Below are 21547 nucleotides of genomic sequence, written 5' to 3'. Positions count from 1 at the left end.
TATCACGGTCCATGCAAGCGTTTGCAACAGCTGTTATTAAAAAGGTTTATGGCCACACGCATGGCCATAAACCTCTCTGTTCACTCGTACGATTGAATCAATTCGATGATTCCTGTTGGTTGACCCGAGTCAGCTGCGAGTTCAGCCGGGGTCATCCCGTCCTCGTTCTCGAGGGACACGTCGGCACCGCTCTCGAGCAACAGCTCGACCGTGTCGATGTCCGCGCCTTCCCCGTATAACAAGTTATGGAGCGGCGTATCGCCATACAGATCTTGCGTGTTGACGTCGGCACCGTCCGCCAGCAATGCCGCGAACTCTTCGTACGATGCGGCGTTGTAGGCAAGTTCTTGAATCGGCTCTTCTGCCATGGCATCAAGCGAGCCGAACCCTTCTGAGAAGCCCGTCAACCCATCGCTCGTGAACAACCAGGCGACGATGGCCACATTGACAATGACGCTCAATACAATCGTCCCGATAATCGACCCTTTGACATACCCTGCCGTCTTGAAGACCGGAACGTTCGTCTCACCGGCGTTCGTCGCGATGGCCGCAATCCGTTTCGGGAGCGGCGGATGCGTCGATAACAGCTCGCTCAACTTGGCGATAAATCCGTTCTCACGGCTCGCTTCGTACAAGTAGTCAAACTCGCTCACTTCTTTTGCCAACTTCCCACCGATCGCAAGAATCGTGAGGGCACGTTTCGATGCGGCTTGGTCTTGAATGTAGTGGGCGGCCATGCGGTCACACGTAAATTCACAGGCGCGCGAATAGGCAGACCCTAAAAACGGGATCCAGCCGCCGAGCATCATGGCCCACTGTTTTTGAACGTGATTACGGCGAATGTGTGCCAGTTCATGCGCAATGACAAACTCGACTTCTTTCGTGTACCCATCACGTGACAACTCGACGATATCCGAATACAAGATGACCATGTTCTTTTGGAAGAAACGTGTCGCGAAAGCGTTCAAGACGCCCCCGGCTTGAAGAATGTAGACGTCCGGGAGTAGGCGAATCCCCATCTCTTGCCCGACACGCTGATATGTATGATGCAAGTCGGCGAATTGACGCTCTGTCACTTTGACGCCGTTCGTGCGAATATATCCGATTTGAAGCCAGTGCGTGAATAGAGACAGTGCTAAAATCGTTCCGATTATCCATAAGAAAATGCCGAGAGAGGCGATTGTGAAGACGATTCCTAACACCACCGTCAACACGCTGGCCGCGACGAGCAGTCCAAAATACAGCTTTTCGTTCTTATGTACCAATTGCGATTGTTTCATGTAAAATTCCCCTTCATTTTCCATATGAAGTCCATTATACCTGATAATTGGATATCGACAACAAAAAAATAGAAACTGACACGGGTGTCAGTTTCTATTCGAGGGTCAAGCGATACAGCTGATCATCCTCATTGCTCGGATTTCCGCGTCCATCCGTATTGTTCGTGATGAAGTAGAGCTCTCCGTCTCCTAACCAGACATCACGGATACGCCCTTTGTCCTCGACGAGCGGGGTGACCTCTTTTGTCTCTCGGTCGATGGCAACAAGGCGATTCCCCCGAAGCGTCGCCATGTATACGTAACGGTCGTCCGCTGCGATCCCCGAAGGTGCCCACGATGTCTCCCCGACTTCGAACCATGGTGTCTCGAGACCATCTTGTTCCTGGTCTGCCTCGATGAGCGGCCAGCCATAGTTGTTTCCCCGCTCGAGAGTGTTCACTTCATCGTGACCGGACGCCCCATGTTCACTCGCATAGAGCGTGTCGCCAACTTTCGTCAACCCTTGGGGATTGCGGTGGCCCGACGAATAAATCCAATCGGTCGGCTCGCCTGTTCCGGATAAGGACACCCGTAACACTTTTCCGGCAATCGACGTCTCATCTTGAGCGAGATCCGGAACGAGGGCGTCTCCCGTGGTGACCCAAAGTGCGTCGCCATCGAGCAATAAGCGGCCGCCGTTGTGGAACTGGGCGCCTGGGATCTCATCGAGCACGACAGCCGTCTCTTCAAAGCGCTCCCCGTCCCACGTCAATTCGACGACCCGGTTTCGTACGTCCCCAGGTGTCCCGTACGTATGATAGGCGTACACTTGTCGGGATGTCGTGAAATCTGTCGTCAAGGCCAGGCCGAGTAAACCGCCCTCACCGATTTCGAGCACATCTTCTTCGAGGACGACCGGTTGTCGGTCGAGATTCCCGTCCGCATCGATGACGGCGATTGTGCCACCTCGTTCCGAGATAAGCCATCCTTCGCCGGTCCTTACCATCGACCACGGTACGTCCAATTGCTCAACGACAGACTCGCTCGCACCGAATGTCAGCGAATCGTCTGCTTCCGATGTTGGTGCATCGCCTGGTGTATCTTCCGCAGGTGTTTCTTCGGTCGACTCTTCGCCCGGAGTCTCCTCTGGCGCCGGTGCGTCAGCAGGTTCCGATGCACAACCTGCTAATATGGCAAGAGATAACACAAGGATCCATCGTTTCAACATGATCGCCTCCTTTTCACCATCATACCGTGTCTTTAGTTGTCGCGTGAAGGTTCGGGTGGGTTAGCTGGTAAGCGAAGCGCGATCAACAATGCGATGAACGCCGCGAGTGCCGCTCCGATGAAGACGGTATTCAATCCTGTGGCGATGAGTTGCTCGCCTTGGAGCCGGACCGTCGTGTTTAACGTCTCGGTGACGCTTCGATTAAAGAACGATTCGAGTGATACGTCGCTCAAGCCCGCCTCGTCACGGAAACCGCTGAGGACGATAAAGTTGAATACTGCACCAAACACGGCAACACCGAGCGTCTGACCGACGGTACTCAAAAATGAGTTCGCGGCCGTCGCGGTCCCGCGTTGCCTGTAAGATACGACGGTCTGCAAGACGACGATGAACATCGGTTGCGACAATCCGAACCCGACTCCGATGATGGCCACAGCGAGATAGACGAACAGATCTGGGCTTGATTGCGTGAGCAGCGTCAAGATGATTGTCCCGATCAACAAGAGACTCATTCCTGTCACGGCCCGACGCCGTGGCGAGGCCGCTCCAAGTGTACGGCCGCCGATAATCGACGTGAATGTCCAAGCGACCGAGAGTGGCATGAGCATGAATCCGGCTTCGGTCGCTGATTTCCCAAGGACGGCCTGTGCCCATATCGGGATATAGGCCGACATTGACACGAGGACCCACGCCGCGAAGAAGACGGCCCCATTGATCGACGCGATGATTGGTTGTTTCAATAATTCGAGTGGCAACAACGGTGTCTTCGCCCGTCGTTCCGATAAGAAGAAACTGGTGAGCAAGATGACGCTGAAGACGGCACTGGCGACGACCGAGGCCGTCCAGACGTTCGTCTCGCTGAACGTGATCAGCCCGTACAAGAACGCCGTCGTACCGAACGCGAACAACAGCGCTCCTTTGACGTCAATCCGTTCCGTCGTCTCGGTCACGGTCTCTTTATAGAACGTGACGATCATGATGAACGATAAAAGTGCGAACGGTACGTTCAATAAGAAGACGTAACGCCAAGACAACGTCTCGACCAAGAACCCGCCGATGACCGGACCGAGCACGCCCGATACGCCCCACACCGCGCTCAAAATCCCTTGAATCTTGCCGCGCTCTTCGTATTTATACAAATCGCCGATAATCGTCATCGAGATTGGTAATACCGCACCGGCGCCGAGCCCTTGAAGCGCCCGGAAGACAATCAGTTGTTCCATCGATGTGGCAAGTCCGCAAAGAAGTGAGGCGAGCGTGAACAGCCCGATTCCAAATAACAGGACACGCTTTCGGCCGAACAAATCGGCCACCTTCCCATAGATTGGTGTCGATACCGCCGTGAACAGCAAGAAGGCGGCAAACACCCAGCTCACGAGGGCAGCCCCATTCAAATCGCTCGCGATGACCGGCGTTGCGACGGAGACGACCGTCCCTTCAATCGCCGCTAAAAAAGTCGCCAATAACAGCGCGACCGTAACATTCTTTCTCATTTGTTTCATCTCCCCAATAAAATAGTGGTGCCGGAAGGTTCCGAGCACCACTTCAACTGTCTATTATTTTGTGCGAGCCGCGCCGGTTTGACAAGCCTCAACTTCCGATTCGAAAAAGAAACGTTTGATTTCAGCATAAGCCGCCGCTTCGTCCGTGACGAGGACGCGACCTGCGAGCCGACCGTCCTTGAGCATCCATACTTCATCAGCGAGCATCGCTGCCACATCAAGCTGGTGTGTCGAGCAGACGATCGTCGCACCACGTTCAGCTTCTTCCCGCAACAAGTCACCGAGCAGACGCATCCAAGTCGGATCGAGTCCGTTCGTCGGTTCATCGAGGAGCAAGATGTCAGGTTTCGTCACGAGCGCCTGCGCCAGTAGGAGACGTTGACGCATCCCTTTCGACAACTTCCCGACGGCTCGGTTTCTCAATCCATCGAGACCGACGCGCTCCAACAGCGCTAAATCTGGTTTCACACCTTGCCATAATGTGTAATAGGCGTACGTCTCACCGACGGTCCAAGACGGATCGAACGCAAAGTCGTCTGGCATGTATCCAAACGTCCGATGGTACGCCTTCCCGTCATCGATCGTTCGACCGTTCAAGGACACGCTCCCGACGCTTGGGGGAATCGTGCCGTTCATAAGATTCAACAGTGTCGACTTCCCAGCCCCGTTGCTGCCGCATAAAGCGACGACCTGGCCTGAGTCAATCGCACCGTCAAGCGGATGGAGCGCCCATGACTCGCCGTATCGTTTTCCCACTTGATTAAGTTGAATCATGTCGACCCTCCCGTCGTAACCACCACGCCGCCGCGCCCAACATACTGAGAATGACCCCGATGATTGTCGCACCGACGACAGCCGTACCGACCGGGCCGTCGAGCCACCCAATAAACGTCTCATAGATGGCCCCGAACAAATCGGGGGCCGCCAATACTGCGCTCACCCAGACGCGCAACAACTCAAATCCGTTCAAAAACAAGGCGCCGACCATCGCTTCCGCCTGAACACCGTATGGTATCCACGCAATGACACTGACGAGCACCGTCGGCCATAACAAAATCAAGACAGTCCAAACGAGGAAAGACATGAGGACAGCTTGAAGCCGATTTCGACCGATGACGCCAACGAATGTCCCGAACGCCGCCCCATACGCGATGAGCCCGAGCGAATATGCCCAAAGGACGACCCACGTCTTGAGAGGCATCGATACGAAGAATGACGAGAGCGCATAGGCGAGCGTGACAATTAAAGCCTGCGTCGCGAGAAAGGCGGTGTAACGCATCCAGACGAGGTGAAACATCGATAGCGGGTACGTCGTCAAGAGACGCAAACGTTTCGACTCCCGCTCCCCTCCCCACTGGAGCGCCGTCGTCAACATGACGAAAAGCGGTAAGACGAGTCCGATGATGGTGAGTAATGTCGCGTTGACGTTCGTGTAGGCGGTCGCCACCGGTAGCGCTTGTCCGAGACCGCCAAGCAGCACGAGCGTCACCATCCAGGTGAACAGGAAGACGTAACTCTCTTTTTGACGTAACGTGCGCGACCACTCGATCCGCCACAGCATCATTTACTGTCCGTGGCCTTCTGAGGAATCATTCTCACTCATCTTGCTATCATCATCTGCGTTCATCTTTTTATGCTGTTTCATTTCCCCGCGCTCCCATGAATGGTCTTTCAAGTCGTCGAGGTCCATGACCATGCCGCCGTTCTCGTCCACGTATGCCTCAGCATCCGCTTCCTTCGCAAACGAGACGATATTGTAAGCCATCGGTGTCTTCGACATCTTATCGTAGACGAATGTTCCTTCTTCAAGGTCGACCCATTCTTTCGTGTTGTAGTCTTTGACGTACATAGCTGCGATATCTTCTTCTGTCTGTTCCGGATACCAGTCCCGCATCAAACAACCGATGTCATCGAATGCATAGCCTTTTCCGTTGTCCATGATCGCCTCGGCAGCGAACTGTTCGTCCATGATTTTCATGTTACATACAACGCATTCGGTCTCGCCCCATTCGATGTCAAACGGTTCCGCCGCCGCGCTTGAACACGCACCCAATGCGAGCGTCAATCCTGATACGGTAAGTAATCCTGCCATCTTCTTATAAGTAATCATCTTGTTTCCTCCCAAATCGCCATAATAAAATCAATAATCCACTTAACACGGTTGCCCCAACCGTTCCCTGCCACTTTAACTCGAACGTCGTCGCCCGTGGCGAAACATCGGTGAGCGTGACCTCGTCAGGGCTCCTGAGGACACGCTCGAGTACGGTCAACCCTGGAGCCCCGTACAGCAATTCAAACGCTTCATACGAATCAGCGAGCAAAAACAAATATGGGTCGGCCCGATACGGGATCTCACTCTGCCCGTCCTGGGTCAAATCGAGTGTCTGCCCGCCCCATTCGTTGCCGACAATCACGTTATCGGCCGCTTCAAATGATACGACAGGATAGCGATTGTTCGTCACATCGTTTCCGGTCAACGTCATCCCGTTGGCCCGTTTCATCCTTAGGCCGATATCATTTCCGTTCACACCGTTATCATGAATCGCTGTCCATTCCGATTTTTCGGCATAAATGCCGACGCGGTTCCCATAAATCGCATTGGCACGGATGCTCGTTTCAATCGCTTCGAACAGCATGAGTCCCATTCCTGTCGCACCGACTTGATCATAGATTTGTCCATTCTCGATACGGACGCGCTCGGTCCCCATCACCATCGCGCCAGTTTCATTGTTGTGCAGATTCGGGGACACAATCGAGACGTCCGTCGGGAACATAAGATGAACGCCGTATCGTGAGTTCGTGACGAGCGGCCGGGTCAACTCGTGTCCGGTCCCGTTTTCAATATAAATGCCGTCACGGACGTGGTCGACGATGGCTCCTTTGATGACTGTCGCCTCGCTATCCTCGATCGATATTCCTTCCTCCTCACCCTTCCCTGTCACGTTCGGTCGAATCAACCTGACCCCGTAACTGTTCTCGACGGCGATCCCGGTCCCGGTCGCCTCAATCGTAACGTCGATGACTTGATGGCCGAGTCCCACGACGAGCACCGCGGGTACGGTCGTCCGTTCGCACTGTTCGATCTCGACGTTCTCGAGCACGGCCCCGGTCCCTTCGAGTTGAAACGCAGGATGTTCACAACTACTGAACCGCTTTCCTTCACCGTTAAACGTTTCGTTCGATTGAATCACAATCGGTTCTTCGAGCGACACCGGTTCCTCGTTCGCTTGAACAGTGATCGGTGAGAAGAACCATAACGCGAGTAACCCGCTTAGTCGTTTCATAACCCCTCCTCTTGATCAATCGCTTACAGAACATATTGTACGAAAACCCAGGGGGGTATGTGTGTCATTTTTATGGGATTCATGTGACAGTTTCTTCATAAAAAAAACACAAGTGGCGAAGGGGTCATTTCGCCGCTTGTGTTGCTATCATTTCGCCTTATCGGCCCATACTTTCGTGAAGTCTTGAAGCATCTCGTCGCCTGTCTTTTGACCGCCAACGTATGCTTGCATCAGTGCGCCATACTCGTTGACCGCACCATCCGGATACTTGAACCAGTTCCACGAGATCGTCTTGCCTTCGTTTGAATAGGCCAAGATATCGTCTGCAAGTGGTCCAAGGTCGTTCGCTTCAATCGATTTGAACGCTGGGATAAATTTGAACTTGTTGACCATGTAATCTTTACCCGTATCAGACGTCGCCATCCATTCGAGGAAATCCTTCGCTTCTTCCTTATACTCGGAGTTTTTGTTGACGACCCAGTTGTTCGGGACACCGACCGGGAGGCGGTCCATCTTCTCTTTGTCATCATTGATCGGAATTGGCACGAAGCCCATCTCGATGTCCGGGTTCACGTCAAGAATCATCTGTTGCGCCCAGTTCCCTTGTTGAAGCATCGCCGTCTCACCTTGAGCGAACTGAGTGACTTGCGTGTTATAGTCCGTCGTAAGTGGATTTTTATTTCCATATTTGATCGTGAGGTCGAACAGTTTCAAGAACTGTTGGAATTGCTCGTTGTCCTCGAATTTTCCTTTATTCTCGTTCAGCGCCTGGATAAACGCATCCGGATCGTCTTGCTGCGCCATCGGAATGTTGAGCAAATGGATACCGAGAATCCAGAATTCGGCATAACCGACCGAGAACGGCGTGATGCCTGCTTTATCCAACTTCTCAGCCGCATCCGTCAACTCAGACAACGTCTTCGGCAGTTCGCTGATGCCCGCCTTATCGAACAGCTCTTTATTATAGATGAAACCATAGCCTTCCAAGTTCATCGGCATCCCGTACAGTTTGTCATCCATCGTCATCGGTTCTTTGGCCACTTCGGTCAAGTCACCGACCCATTTCTCATCCGACAAGTCTTCCAACTTGTCTTTCCACGTTTGTGCTTCGGTGAACCCGCCGTTATTGAAGATGTCCGGTTCATTGCCTGACGCGAACTGGGACTTGAGCGCTGCCCCATAGTCAGCTCCGCCTCCGACCGTTTGGACGGTCACTTTGACGCCCGTCTCTTCTTCGTATTCTTTCGCCATCGCCTCGAGGTCTTTGGCGATTTCCGCCTTGAACTGGAAGACGTTCAACGTGACGTCTTGTTTGTCCCCGCTATCCGCGTTCGCATCGTTCGATCCTTCATCTTCCGTAAGCGACCCGCCGCCACAGGCCGCAAGAGTCAATACCATCCCAGCCGTCATCACGGCGGTCGATAATCTCCATTTACGTTTCATTTCGCTTCCTCCCTAAGTATAGAGTCGACAATCATGATTCCAATCGGTACACCCTAACTTTAGATGAAAACGCTTCCATTATGTAGGTGTCAAAATTGACGTGTAGGGTGGAAAATGTTGCACAGAAAACCAGGACTTTCTTATTGAAAAGAAAGTCCTGGTTTTAGTTTCTTCTATATAATTACAACAGGCTGATTCCAGCTTCTTCACATGCGGTGATCATTTCACTCGGCCAGACCGAAGATTGGACTTCACCGATGTGACGAGCACGAAGCAAGTACATGGCGACACGCGATTGCCCGATGCCGCCCCCGATGGTAAGCGGAAGACGTCCTTCGAGGACCGCTTGGTGGAACGGGTACTTGCGTTTGTCTTCAGCTCCGGCTGTCACCAACTGCTCGGCAAGCGCTGTCTCGTCAACACGAATTCCCATCGATGACAGTTCGAACGCCGATTCGAGTTCCGGGTGCCAGACGAGGATATCGCCGTTGAGTGACCAGTCATCATAGTCGGCCGCACGACCGTCATGCTTATCGCCTGAGGCGAGTGCACCACCGATTTGCGAGAGGAAGACCGCACCGTACGCTTTACAAATCGCGTGCTCACGTTCTTTTGGTGTGAGCGTCGGGTAAAGGTCTTCGAGTTCTTGGCTCGTCAAGAAATGAATCGACTCTGGCAAAATCGCCTCAATCCCGTACATCGATTCGACCGTCTGTTCCGTCTCGCGGAGTGCCGCGTAAATCGATTCGACCGTCGCCTTCAAGTACTCCGTCGTCCGGTGTTCCCGGGCGATGACGCGTTCCCAATCCCATTGGTCGACGTGAAGCGAGTGCGTCGCGTCGAGCTCTTCATCACGACGGATGGCGCGCATCTGGGTGTACAAGCCTTCCCCGACCTCGAATCCGTAACGGCCGAGCGCTTCTCGTTTCCATTTCGCGAGCGACTGCACGATTTCAAGTTCGTGTCCCGGATACTGCGTGTCGAACTGAATGATGCGTTCGACGCCGTTCAAGTGGTCGTTGACCCCGCTCGCCGATGTGACGAACAGCGGGGCCTGCACTTGTGTCAACCCAAGCGCCGTGCTGAACTTGTCTTCGAATGTCGCCTTCACTACTGTAATCGCCTGTTGTTTCGCTTTCATCTTGCTTGTTGCTGTCGTTGTCATGTTTTCTTCCTCCAATTGTGGGATTTTGGGACGGAGCAATAGAAAAAAGCCCTCCAATCCCATGGACTATGGGACGGAAGGCTTCAAGCTCCGCGGTGCCACCCAAATTAGTAGACGAATCTACTCACTTTTTCGAGACGAACATCTCGTAGTTCCGATAACGGGGAACATTCCGGCTACGTCTACTTGCAAAGCGTTCGGGTAGCGACTCCAGGAGGTTCTTCGACAGAGATTTCAGTCCGGGCTCTCACCTTCCCCGGCTCGCTTTGCTTACGTCTTCTGTGTACTCGTCCTTTCAATGTCGTTCACAATTGAATTGACCCAATTATTATAAATATTCCGACGAATGTCAACAGCTTTTTTCAAAAAAATTCTCCCCCGTGTAGCGGACGGGGGAGATCCCTTGGGAAGGGTTATTTGATCGAGCCGCTCGTAATCCCTTTGATAATATGCTTTTGCATACCGAAGAAAAAGACGAGGAGCGGAACGATCCCAAGGACTAAACCAGCGAGTGCCAAATCCCATTGTTTTGTATATTGTCCGAAGAAATAGAACGTCGCGAGCGGAATCGTCCGCAGTTCGATGTCTCGGAGGACAAGTGAAGGTAACAGAAAATCGTTCCAAATCCAAAGGCTGTTCAAGATGACGATCGTCACCGTGATCGGTTTTAAAAGCGGGAACACGATGCGCCAAAAGACGCCCCACGTCGAGCAACCGTCAATGATGGCTGCTTCTTCGATTTCTTCCGGAATCGACTTCATAAACCCGTGATATAAGAACACGGAGATGCCTGACCCAAACCCGAGATACATGACCATCAGTCCCCAATGGCTGTTTAACAACCCGAGTACGCTCGATACTTTCACGAGCGGAATCATGATTGACTGGAACGGGATGACCATCGCCGCGACGAACAAGAAGAAGATGACCGTCGAAATCCAATGTTTCGTCCGGACGAGCTTCCAAGCCGCCATCGATGTGAACAACACGATCAGTAGGTTCGCGCCGGCCGTGATGAGGAGCGAGTTCAAGAAGACGCGTCCATAGTTCATCGCCTCCCATGCCTCTGAATAGTTCGAGGCGAGCCAAACGTTCGGCAAGGCAGACGTATTCGTGTAAATCTCGGCGATCGATTTGAACGAGTTGACGATGACGTAATAGAACGGGACGAGGTACAAGAGCCCGAGTAAAATCGCCACCAACTCGACGAGACCGAGCCCCGCCGTATATCCGCCCGTCCGCAACGGCTTTTGCGGCAACATTTGTCGTGGTGCCTGATCGATATTCGCTTCGATGCGTTCAATTTTTTCCGTCGTCATGCCTCCACCTCCCGCTTTTTCGTCAAGTACACTTGCGTGACGGTAATCGCCGCGACGACGAGGAAGAAGATGACTGCTTTCGCCGAGCCGAGTCCGTAGTTATTATTCACAAACGATTCGGTATAGATGTTCAAAGCGAGCATCTCCGTCGATTTGAACGGCCCGCCGTTCGTCAGTGATAAGTTCGTATCGAATACTTTGAACGACCATGAGATGGTCAAGAACAGACAAATCGTGATCGACGGCATTATCATCGGGAGGGTGATATGACGAAGCATCTTCAACCGGTTTGCCCCATCGATTTTAGCCGCTTCGAGTAAATCTGTCGGCACATTTTGGAGCGCCGCGATGTAAATGACCATGACATAGCCCCCACCTTGCCAAATGGCGACGATGACGATGCCCCAGAACGCCGTCTGAGCGTCACCTAGCCACGGCAGCTCGAACAGACTCCACCCGGTCAGTGCCCCGATTGATTCAAAGCCCTTCACATAGATAAACTGCCAAATGAACCCGAGAATGAGCCCGCCAATCAAGTTTGGCATGAAAAAGACGGTGCGCAGGATATTGCGCGTCTTAATGTTCATCGTCAATAGTAAAGCCAATAGGAAACCGACGATATTCGTCAGCACCACGGCCACGAGCGTATATTTCGTTGTGATCCAGAACGAAGCGCGGAACTGTTCATCTTCAAATAAAATCCGATGGTAGTTGTCCAGTCCGACCATATTCAATTGCCCCGTCACACCGTTCCAATCTGTGAAACTGTAATAAATCCCGTTGAAAAATGGAATAAGCACGATTGCCACAAATGCCAAAAAGGCCGGACCAACGAATGCGATAAAACTCGCCGGCTTCTTCCAATTTCGTCTCCGTTTGATTCGTTTCGGTGTTTCTGTCATGTTCATCGCCTCCACTATCAACTTACCTTCCTGGACCAAAAATGAAAACGGATACATTTGACGGAAAGGGTGGAATATATTGCACTCAATGGGTGAATTCTACGAAGCGATGGGTTATGATAAACTCAATGACAACACGAACGAGTCTTCCCCAACGAAAGATTAAACCTTGATTCCGGGTCGATTCACGAATGAAATGGACTAAATAGATTATAATGTTCGAAAGTGGAGGGATTTTATACATGACGACGATTAAACCGTTATCCGACCTAACAATTGCCCAACAAGCCGAGATGCTACCTGTCAAAGAGATTGCGGAAAAACTCGGTTTACAAGAAGATGACCTCGATCTATACGGGAAATATAAAGCCAAGTTATCATTCGATGTCATCGATCGGATGGCGACTCGAGAAGACGGGAAACTCATCCTCGTTACGGCGATCAATCCGACTCCAGCCGGTGAAGGAAAGTCGACCGTGACCGTCGGACTTGGACAGGCGTTGAATCAACTTGATAAACAAGCAATCGTTTGTCTACGTGAACCATCACTCGGTCCGACGATGGGCTTAAAAGGCGGTGCGGCCGGCGGCGGTTTCAGCCAAGTGTTGCCGATGGAAGACATCAACCTTCACTTCACAGGTGACATGCATGCGATCACCGCAGCTCATAACACGATCAGCGCCATGCTCGATAATCATCTTCATCAAGGGAACGACCTCGGGATCGACGTCCGTAAAATCGTCTGGAAACGTGTCCTCGACTTGAATGACCGTGCACTTCGTCACGTGACGATCGGACTAGGCGGCAGTGCCCACGGGGTACCACGTGAAGACGGATTTGACATCACCGTGGCGTCCGAAATCATGGCCATCCTCTGCCTCGCCGATTCGTTGACCGACCTTGAGGCACGCATCAAGCGCATCGTCGTCGCCTACGATCAAGACAACGAACCGATCACGGCCGAACAAATCGGGGCGGCTGGGGCCGCGACACTGTTGTTGAAAGAAGCGTTCAAGCCGAACTTGGTGCAAACACTCGAACAGACGCCCGCGCTTGTTCATGGTGGTCCGTTCGCCAACATCGCTCACGGCTGCAACTCGTTGATTGCGACAAAAACTGCGCTCAAGCTCGGTGAATACGTCGTCACCGAAGCCGGATTCGGAGCCGACCTCGGTGCCGAGAAGTTCTGTCACATCAAGTCACGCATCGGTAAATTAAATCCGGACGCCGTCGTCCTCGTGGCGACAGTCCGTGCCTTGAAAATGCATGGTGGCGTCGCCAAAGACCAACTCCACGTCGAGAACGTCGGGGCCGTCGGGAACGGATTAAAACTTCTTGTCAAACATGTCGAGACGATGGGGAAACTTGGCTTGCCGACCGTCGTCGCCCTCAACCGATTCAATTCAGACACGACTGAAGAGTTGGCGGCCGTCCTCGACTGGTGTGAAGCGAACCACATTCGAGTCGCGCTCAGTGAAGTGTGGTCAAACGGAGGCCAAGGCGGACGTGCGCTCGCCGAGGCCGTCATCGAGACGATTGAGTCGAATGAGAGTGCGTTCACCCCGCTCTATGCGTTGACCGATTCGATCGAACAAAAAATCTTGACGATTGCCCGTGAAGTGTATGGGGCGGCCGACGTCACCTTCACCGCGACCGCAAAAAAACAAATGGCTCAAATCAAAGCGAACGGCTGGCAACACTTGCCGATTTGTATGGCGAAGACACCGTTCTCGCTGTCAGACGACCCGACGAAACTCGGCTACCAGCATGGGTTCACTGTGACCGTAAGAGAGTTGAAACCGTCGGTCGGCGCTGGCTTCCTCGTCGCCTTGACCGGAAACGTCTTAACGATGCCAGGTCTGCCGAAGCAACCGGCCGCCTTGAATATGGGAATCGACGAGACCGGTAAAGCGATCGGATTATTTTAAACGACACGGAGGGATACAGATGGACGTCACGGAACATACGTATGCGGACGGGTATCGGACGCATGTGCTACACATTCCCGCCTCACAACCAATTGGAAATTGCTTCATCTTTCACGGTATGCTCGAGCATCACCGACGATATGTCGAATTCGCTGTTTTTTTGTCAGAAATTGGTTTTAACGTATTCCTATGCGATCTCCGCGGTGCCGGTTCTTTGGCACGGGATCAGTCCACTTACGCCCACTTGTCTCCACATGAAGGATTTGATCAAATGGTTGATGACGCTATCTCACTCCTCGATCACTATCAAGACGAGTTGCCGACCGTCGTCCTCGGCCATAGTTTCGGCTCACTGCTCGCCCGTCGCCTCGGGCAACGGTTAGGTCATCGCCTGGCTGGCGTCATCGCCGTGTCTCCGCCTCCGCATTCGGGATGGATCGGGCGGGTCGGACTGTATGCAATCGATTTGGCCATCCGGTTCAAAGGGAGCCAATATGAATCTCGCTTTTTCGAACGCTTGCTGTTCGGACGATACAACTTAAAGTTCTTACCCGCCACGACCGAGAGCGATTGGATTTCAAGCGTTCCAGAAGAAGTATCCGCCTATGTAAACGACCCGGATTGCGGCGGGATTCCGACGCTCGGCTACTTGCATGAGGTCGCCCGCGCCTCACTCGATGTGACCTCCACTGCCCGGATTCACGAGCATCCGAAAACGTTACCCATCTTGTTCGTTGTCGGGGCTGACGATCCGGTCGTCCATGACGGTGAAGGACTCACGGGAATCGTTCGTAAACACCAAATTGCCGATATCGAGTTGACCGTTCTCACCTATGACAATGCCAGACATGAGATTTTGCGTGAACGACAACGACAAGACGTGTGGACCGATATCGGCGATTGGATGCATCAAACCGTACAAATCGAAAAAAGAACCTCCATTTCCTAGGAGGTTCTTTTTTCTTTCCATAATAATACATCGCTTTTCTAATTCATTTACCTTTTTTGTAATTTACATTCTTCTTTCCAATTTTTAAGTACGCTATACTTAGACCGCACACTACATGAATACATACATGTTGATCTGTATTCACCGAAAGGGGTAACACATTGAAGCCAACAATCACACGATTGAGCACGGCCGTCCTCATCTCTAGCACAATGTTGAGTACGCTTGTTCCCGCTCATTCATATGCAGCAACATACGAAGGAACCGTGAATACATCTATTTTAAACGTACGTTCCGCCACTTCGACCACTTCGGACATTGTCGGGAAATTGACGCAAGGCGAGACCGTTCAAGTGTACACAACGAACGATAACTGGGCCCAAATCGAATTCGAGGGCGAAAAACGCTACGTGTCGGCGACGTATTTGACATTAAAATCAACCGTTGAAAAGACAGCGACGACAACGGCATCGGCCTACACAGCGGACGCGAACGTCAACTTGCGTTCGTCGACGTCGACTTCTGCCGTCATCCTCACGACGATCCCGAAAGACGCGACCGTGACCTATATCTCTTCGCACGGCGCGACCGGCTCGTGGATGAAAGTGACTTACGGGAAATATACAGGTTACGTTGCAGCCCGCTACTTCACACCGACGACGCCTGTCGAAACGTCTTACTATGCTGTCAAGACAGCCGTGCTGTATGACTCGACAGGTTCAGGGGCGACGAAAATTGGAACGATTCCGGCAGGTGCCAAAGTGACGCACCTCGCCTCACTCGGCGCGACCGGTTCGTGGTTTAAAATCGAGTACGGCTCGACCGTCGGATACGCCCCGGCCCGGAACTTCTCGACTTCGCTCTTGACGCCGGAAGCGACGACCCCTTACTTCGCGGTCAAGAACGTCGCTCTCTATAACAGTTCCGCCTCGGGCGCGACGAAAATCGCGACGATCCCACTCGGTGCCCAAGTCGAACAACTCGCGATGCCAGGGCTGAGCTCATCTTGGTTCAAAATCCGCTACAATGGCGTGACCGGCTATGCGGCAGCACGTAATTTCTCAAAGACAAAACCAGAAACCGTCGTGCGGACGCCTTACTATGCCGCTCGTGACCTCGTCTTGTATAAATCATCAGCTTCAGGGGCGGAACGTCTACGGACAATCCGGGCCGGTAGCAAAGTGACACAAGTGTCAGAGGCCGGACTCGCAAGTTCGTGGTTCAAGATTGAATATGATGGCGTGACCGGCTATGCCGCGGCTCGAAACTTCTCGACGACTCCGCCAGAAGTGATTGTGATCAAACCTTATTACGCGATTCGCAACGTGGCGATGTATAATTCATCGGCTTCGGGTGCGACGAAAATTGACACGATTCCATTCGGCGCGAAAATCGAGCAGATTTCGCAGAGTGGATTGTCGAGCTCATGGTTTAAAGTACGTTACGACGGGAAAACGGGCTATGCAGCTTCACGCCATTTCTCAGTCGACAAACCGGAGGTGATCGTCGTGACCGATTATTATACGACGCAACGAGTCGTCCTCTATGACCGGTCTGTTTCACCGAAAACAAAAATCGCCGTCATTCCGACGGGAACGAAAGTTCAGCAAATTTCTGAGGCTGGCTTGACGAGTTCGATGTACAAAATCAAGTACGGCTCGCTCACGGGCTATGCGACCGCCGCTTATTTCGCCGACAAGCCACCGGCTCCGGAAGAACAGTTAGAAGCTGAACGGGAAGTCGAGGTCGTCGTCGCTAACAATGGCACGTTGAACGTTCGGACGAAGCCGGTGGACGGAAACGTTATCGGCACGCTCGCGAACGGCACGGTCGTCAAAGTGAAACCGATCGTCGGTAGCGACTGGGGCGTCATCTCGTATCTCGTCAACGGTTCGCTCGTGAAAGGGTACATCTCCCTCACGTATACGAAACCGTACACGCCGCCTGTTGCCGGCAGTAAAGAGATGGTGATCACAGAGACGGCTTATCCGTATACGCTCGCGACGATGGTGGCTACCCAGCGAAACGTCATTTCTCAATCAGACGCTTTCCGGGCCGCGAACGCGTATGTGCCGAAGTCGCTGATTTCCAAGAGCACGACAGGTGAACTATTCACGACGAAGTTTCAATATCTAAAATCTACCGCTTCGTCTTCTGCAACGACTCTCGCTACGTTACCGAATCACACTAAACTTGCTTACCTCGGCTCTCAGCAAGTCGGGACCGCAATTTGGTATAAAGTGAAATATGGTTCCTTTACGGGCTATGTCATGGCAACAGCGACCGCACCGGCCGGAAAAGTCATAGCAACCGAACTGTACTCAACTCGATTCCAGTATTTGAAGGCGACCGCATCGTCAGCATCAACGAACGTGACCAGCGTATCGACCAATACGAAACTCGACTACCTTGGTACACATAAAGTCGGCTCGACGACGTGGTACAAAGTGAAGTACGGATTATTCACCGGATACGTGAGTGCCGCTAACGTCGCTGGGAACGTCAATGTATTAAAAGATGCAGCGATGACGTCCCACTCGTTTGGGGTAATCAATCCCGGTGAAGATGTCGCCATTACAGGGGAAACGGATCAATACTATACAATCGCTTATTATCGTCCGAGCGGATACCATATCCGTGTCTTCGACCAATCATGGCGACGGGCGACGGATGAAGAAATCACGCGCCAAGTCTCCCCATCATCGTTTGCTAAAACTTCGCGTGAGTACTTCCAATTCCTAGATTTGTCGAAGGGCGCTGACTTGACTGCCAGCGTCTTGAACAAGTCGCTCATTGGAAAAGGTATTTTAGCAGGCCGTGGCCAGGCGTTCATCGACGCCTCACGCACGCATAACGTCAATGAGATTTATCTATTGTCACATGCATTGATTGAAACAGGTCACGGCACATCTGGCCTCGCTACCGGAACGCTCGTCTCGAGCGTCGACGGCAAGGCCGTCACGCCGAAGACCGTCTACAACATGTATGGCATTGGTGCGATCGATGGGAACGCCCATGTCAAAGGTGCCGAACGCGCTTATAAAGAAGGCTGGTTCACACCGGAAGCTGCCATCATCGGCGGTGCCAAGTTCATCGGCGACTCATATATCAACAATCCGAGCCGGAAACAGAACACACTCTATAAGATGCGGTTCAATCCAAGTAACACCGGCACAGACCAATACGCTTCAGACATCGCATGGGCGACGAAACAAACAACCAGTATGTATAACATGTACCAACAGCTTGACGCCTACACGCTTTACTTCGATGTACCGAAATTCCAGTAAGACACAAAGAGACACGCAACCGTTATAGGTGCGTGTCTCTTGTTATGTCCATTCGATCGAGTCGATAATCGATTCGATTTCCAACTTTTCATTCGTCACTTCATCGGCGACATACGTCAAAAACAAAAGCCGTCTCCCGTCTGTCAGCGACCAGACGTCGAGATGCATGCCGTCCTCGATACCGCTCGCATAGGCCGTCGTCATGCCGCCTGCCTCCGTCGTGACGCTCGGGGCGACTTTGACGTCAATCGGGAACTCGCCTAAAAATGTGTTCAACTCTTGGAGAGCCGCGTCGCTCGGCGCTTGCGCTTCCTCGGCTTCATAGATGGACATCTGAAGCGTCCCTTGGGCGTCGGCTTCTACCGAATAAAAGCTGACATGGTCTTCTTCTTCATTGTATTCAAAGTGTTCTGGGTAGGATAGACGGATCCAACCGTCAATTTCGTATTCCTTCATGCTGTTTGCTCCTTCGTCTTCTTGAATGCTAGACCTGTCACCATCTTCGCTTGGAGCGCATATTTGAGGCGCTCGGTCACGTAAAGACGTTGACTGTTTTGGTCTTGGGCAATCATGTGCCCGAATAAGTTTAATCTTACGGTTTGATGTGATAAAAAATAGAGTCGGTCCGGGTCTAACGGTCGATATTCGCCTGAATCTTCGAGATGCTCAATCTCGAAGCGACGCAATACGTTGAGCGCGCAATATTGATTCGTCTTCCCTGTGCTCGTGTGCAACTCGACTCGAACAAGCTGAATATCGTATGGGCATAAGTTCATAAAAATTGGACCGATTCGTTCATGGATGAGCAACACTCCCATATCCGTCTCAATCAAATCGGGGAGTGCCTGCTTGTCTTGTGAGATGCTCAAGACGACATAAGGACGTTCAGTCGGTGCGAGCAATTCCCCTTTAAAAAAGCGGAATCGTTGGATGCCGGTCAATACACGGGCCCGCCAGGCACTCCCACAAGCTTCCGCTTCAATCCGATATAGCCTTTCTCGACTCACGACTACTCCCCCTTCAATTGTTTGAGCGACGCGACGAATCGTTCCCACTCCTGGTCGTCACAGACGACCTTACTTTCAATTCCCCATTCTTCATCGATAGTCAAACGTACTTCGTTCGTTTCGAGATGACGCGTGAGCTGAAGTGCCCCAATTTGAACGGATAGCGGTTCGACGATGAACTCATTCGTCGCCGGGCCGATCCATTTCAATCGTTCCGTTCGAAGAATCACCTGCCAGTCCGACTCGCGATTAATCGAGAACATCCATTGGCGAAGCTTCGTCTCGTGGTTGAGTTGTTTGGATTGTTTCATCATCCGAAACCCTTCGCTCATCATCTGTAAATAGGATTTACGCTCACTCATGCCCCATCCACTCCTCTCCTCTATTATCTTAGCAAGACGACCTAGCCGCAACAACCAATGTTTTTTCAAAAAAGGGTTTGCAAAGCTAAAATCCTGTGCTATTATATTACCGTAACGTTAAGCGTTTCGCGGGTGTAGTTTAATGGTAAAACCTCAGCCTTCCAAGCTGATGACGAGAGTTCGATTCTCTTCACCCGCTCCATTTTAAAATTTCATATGCGGGTGTAGTTTAATGGTAAAACCTCAGCCTTCCAAGCTGATGACGAGAGTTCGATTCTCTTCACCCGCTCCAATTACCGACATATACGCGAGAATTTGCTCGCACACATAACCGCACGGTACACCGTGCATGAAGCAGGACGTCATTCGACGTTCTGCTTTTTTTGTTTTTCGCGATAATAGCAGTCATACCGGCGACGCTTAAATGATGACGATTCGGGAAAAGGATGGAAGACAAGAAGGAGGGATTCCCGTGATTCAAGTACGTCTTCAACCGTTCACTGTTTACGAAAGTGCACTCATGCGAACGACTTCGACGTTGATTGAGACGAATGAGAGCTTAATCGTCATCGACCCGAACTGGCTGCCTGAAGAGATTGCCACCATCCGCCGAGACGTCGAACTGCGTCGACAAGGCAAAAAGCTGTATGTCATCTATACGCACCAGCATTACGACCATATTATCGGTGCCTATGCGTTTCCCGATGCGACCGTCATCGCATCTCAGGCGTTCGTCGAGACGGATGCGCGCTCGCAGTTAGACGAGATCCAGTCGTTTTATGAGCAGTATTATATCGATCGCCCCATCGTCAAACCCGCCGTCGACATCATGATCTCCGAGGACGGGACGCTCGCACTCGGCTCTACCCCCATCACGTTTTTATTGACGCCAGGACACGAGTCGACTCATATGTCTTTAATCGTCGAACCGCTGCGGCTCCTGATTTGTGGCGACTACGGGTCCAATATCGAGCCTCCGTTCATCGAACACGATGCCGAGGCGTATTTGAATTCCTTGCAAAAACTCCAAGCCGCCATTTATGAGTATGAGATTCGTTGGCTCGTCCCGGGCCACGGCGATTTATGCGACGATCGCAGCAAGATGATGGAGCGGCTGAGCGCGGCCGAAGAGTATATCCTCGCTCTGCCCGAGGAACGGGTTTGGTCTCCCCATTGGCCCGAGCACTCCTTTTTCCAACGCGTCCATGAACGGAACCGTAAGCACGTCGAACAAAAAGCGAAAGATCGCGAGTCACGGCAGCAAGATTATTGACACAAAAAAATCGCAACGTCTCCCCAAGACGTTGCGATCCCCCCTATTATGTAGACCTATTTCTTTGTGATGCGCTCTGAACGGACCGTGAACATACGGTCAATCCCATAAATGGTCACGCCGGTTAAGGCGAGCAATCCAATCATAGCTGATGAAAACATTGACCATACCCCCATTGTTCACAAATTCGTCAAAATCACCCCGTGCCTTCATTATAGAAGAAAACAAACAAAAAAGAAAGCGTTTTCTTCTAACTTTCTTCACAATTTTGTCACCTCTTTGAGTTCCCATTTGCTTGTCCAGCCTTGCGCAAATATGTGTAGCTTTTGTGGAATGTGGGAATACACTCTATAAGAATAAAGAGACAGAAAGCTGTTCGTTGAGGAGGAAGAGGCATGATTAAGTACGGCACATTGGTGCGGGTCGAAGGGAAGTATGCCGTGTTACGTTGGAACAACGGCTCGAGTTTCATCCCAAGACGATTCTTGCCATCAGAAGCACGTGTTGGCGATACAATCATTCGAGATAATCATCACTATTATCTCGAGGAAGACATGACACCGAATTTTGATGCGCTCATCAAACAACATTATAAAAAGTAGACAAAGACAGACCGGTTCACTCCCAGTCTGTCTT

At 51.9% G+C, this 21547-nt stretch carries 19 protein-coding genes, 2 tRNA genes and 1 other annotated feature; of the genes, 7 read left to right on the top strand and 14 right to left on the bottom strand.

Annotated features, from left to right (window positions below):
* Positions 1–80: 80 nt before the first annotated feature.
* The 11 genes from KNP78_RS09220 to KNP78_RS09170 form a co-directional block, all read right to left on the bottom strand.
* A complete protein-coding gene (locus KNP78_RS09220) occupies positions 81–1280 on the bottom strand; it encodes a M48 family metallopeptidase (RefSeq protein WP_214823803.1) in 1200 nt (399 codons plus the stop codon).
* A 94-nt stretch (positions 1281–1374) separates the two neighbouring features.
* On the bottom strand, positions 1375–2484 hold the full coding sequence (locus tag KNP78_RS09215) for a PQQ-dependent sugar dehydrogenase (protein ID WP_251128518.1): 1110 nt from the start codon (positions 2482–2484) through the stop codon (positions 1375–1377).
* Positions 2485–2519: 35 nt separating this feature from the next.
* Positions 2520–3980 carry an MDR family MFS transporter gene (locus KNP78_RS09210; RefSeq protein ID WP_214823799.1) on the bottom strand — a complete coding sequence of 487 codons (1461 nt, stop codon included), beginning with the start codon at positions 3978–3980 and terminating at the stop codon, positions 2520–2522.
* 63 nt (positions 3981–4043) lie between these two features.
* Positions 4044–4763 (bottom strand): ABC transporter ATP-binding protein, encoded by a 720-nt coding sequence (locus tag KNP78_RS09205; protein ID WP_214823797.1) that lies wholly within the window; start codon positions 4761–4763, stop codon positions 4044–4046.
* Complete coding sequence (locus KNP78_RS09200) at positions 4750–5553, bottom strand: ABC transporter permease (RefSeq protein ID WP_251128358.1); 804 nt, start codon at positions 5551–5553, stop codon at positions 4750–4752. The genes KNP78_RS09205 and KNP78_RS09200 overlap by 14 nt, the downstream gene beginning before the upstream one ends.
* Complete coding sequence (locus KNP78_RS09195) at positions 5554–6099, bottom strand: nitrous oxide reductase accessory protein NosL (protein ID WP_052090279.1); 546 nt, start codon at positions 6097–6099, stop codon at positions 5554–5556. It abuts the gene before it with no gap.
* Entirely contained in the window at positions 6086–7273 is a 1188-nt protein-coding gene (locus KNP78_RS09190; protein WP_214823796.1) for a right-handed parallel beta-helix repeat-containing protein, read from the bottom strand. The genes KNP78_RS09195 and KNP78_RS09190 overlap by 14 nt, the downstream gene beginning before the upstream one ends.
* 147 nt (positions 7274–7420) lie before the next feature.
* Positions 7421–8716 carry an ABC transporter substrate-binding protein gene (locus KNP78_RS09185; RefSeq protein ID WP_034781154.1) on the bottom strand — a complete coding sequence of 432 codons (1296 nt, stop codon included), beginning with the start codon at positions 8714–8716 and terminating at the stop codon, positions 7421–7423.
* Positions 8717–8897: 181 nt separating this feature from the next.
* Complete coding sequence (gene asnA, locus KNP78_RS09180; protein ID WP_371819210.1) at positions 8898–9881, bottom strand: aspartate--ammonia ligase; 984 nt, start codon at positions 9879–9881, stop codon at positions 8898–8900.
* A 66-nt stretch (positions 9882–9947) separates the two neighbouring features.
* Positions 9948–10189, bottom strand: a binding site (T-box leader).
* Positions 10190–10294: 105 nt separating this feature from the next.
* A complete protein-coding gene (locus KNP78_RS09175; protein ID WP_214823863.1) occupies positions 10295–11143 on the bottom strand; it encodes a carbohydrate ABC transporter permease in 849 nt (282 codons plus the stop codon).
* Positions 11144–11196: 53 nt separating this feature from the next.
* Positions 11197–12102 (bottom strand): carbohydrate ABC transporter permease, encoded by a 906-nt coding sequence (locus KNP78_RS09170; protein ID WP_034781156.1) that lies wholly within the window; start codon positions 12100–12102, stop codon positions 11197–11199.
* Positions 12103–12344: 242 nt separating this feature from the next.
* Here KNP78_RS09170 and KNP78_RS09165 point away from each other — a divergent pair, with 242 nt between their 5' ends.
* From KNP78_RS09165 to KNP78_RS09155, 3 genes are all read left to right on the top strand, one after another.
* The gene (locus KNP78_RS09165) at positions 12345–14030 is read left to right on the top strand and encodes a formate--tetrahydrofolate ligase (protein WP_214823793.1); all 1686 of its coding nucleotides are present in this window, start codon (positions 12345–12347) and stop codon (positions 14028–14030) included.
* 19 nt (positions 14031–14049) lie between these two features.
* Positions 14050–14979, top strand: a complete 930-nt coding sequence (locus KNP78_RS09160) for an alpha/beta fold hydrolase (protein ID WP_214823792.1) — start codon at positions 14050–14052, stop codon at positions 14977–14979.
* 161 nt (positions 14980–15140) lie between these two features.
* The gene (locus tag KNP78_RS09155; protein WP_214823791.1) at positions 15141–18269 is read left to right on the top strand and encodes an SH3 domain-containing protein; all 3129 of its coding nucleotides are present in this window, start codon (positions 15141–15143) and stop codon (positions 18267–18269) included.
* Between the two features lie 42 nt (positions 18270–18311).
* Here the strand turns inward: KNP78_RS09155 and KNP78_RS09150 are convergent, their stop codons facing one another.
* The 3 genes from KNP78_RS09150 to KNP78_RS09140 are packed head-to-tail and all read right to left on the bottom strand — an operon-like array spanning position 18312 to position 19638.
* Positions 18312–18725: a hypothetical protein gene (locus tag KNP78_RS09150; protein WP_214823790.1), complete on the bottom strand. Its 414-nt coding sequence runs from the start codon at positions 18723–18725 to the stop codon at positions 18312–18314.
* Entirely contained in the window at positions 18722–19276 is a 555-nt protein-coding gene (locus KNP78_RS09145) for a hypothetical protein (protein WP_214823789.1), read from the bottom strand. The genes KNP78_RS09150 and KNP78_RS09145 overlap by 4 nt, the downstream gene beginning before the upstream one ends.
* A 2-nt stretch (positions 19277–19278) precedes the next feature.
* Positions 19279–19638: a hypothetical protein gene (locus tag KNP78_RS09140; RefSeq protein WP_214823788.1), complete on the bottom strand. Its 360-nt coding sequence runs from the start codon at positions 19636–19638 to the stop codon at positions 19279–19281.
* A 128-nt stretch (positions 19639–19766) separates the two neighbouring features.
* Here KNP78_RS09140 and KNP78_RS09135 point away from each other — a divergent pair.
* From KNP78_RS09135 to KNP78_RS09120, 4 genes are all read left to right on the top strand, one after another.
* Positions 19767–19840: transfer RNA gene (locus KNP78_RS09135), tRNA-Gly, on the top strand.
* 16 nt (positions 19841–19856) lie between these two features.
* Positions 19857–19930: transfer RNA gene (locus tag KNP78_RS09130), tRNA-Gly, on the top strand.
* A 180-nt stretch (positions 19931–20110) separates the two neighbouring features.
* Positions 20111–20911 (top strand): MBL fold metallo-hydrolase, encoded by an 801-nt coding sequence (locus KNP78_RS09125; protein WP_214823787.1) that lies wholly within the window; start codon positions 20111–20113, stop codon positions 20909–20911.
* 395 nt (positions 20912–21306) lie between these two features.
* The gene (locus tag KNP78_RS09120) at positions 21307–21513 is read left to right on the top strand and encodes a DUF3006 domain-containing protein (RefSeq protein WP_016508383.1); all 207 of its coding nucleotides are present in this window, start codon (positions 21307–21309) and stop codon (positions 21511–21513) included.
* Positions 21514–21547 lie beyond the last annotated feature (34 nt).

The organism is Exiguobacterium sp. s28 (assembly GCF_018618135.1).
Classification (GTDB): Bacteria; Bacillota; Bacilli; order Exiguobacteriales; family Exiguobacteriaceae; genus Exiguobacterium; species Exiguobacterium mexicanum_A.
This window is presented reverse-complemented; position numbering and strand designations above follow the sequence as displayed.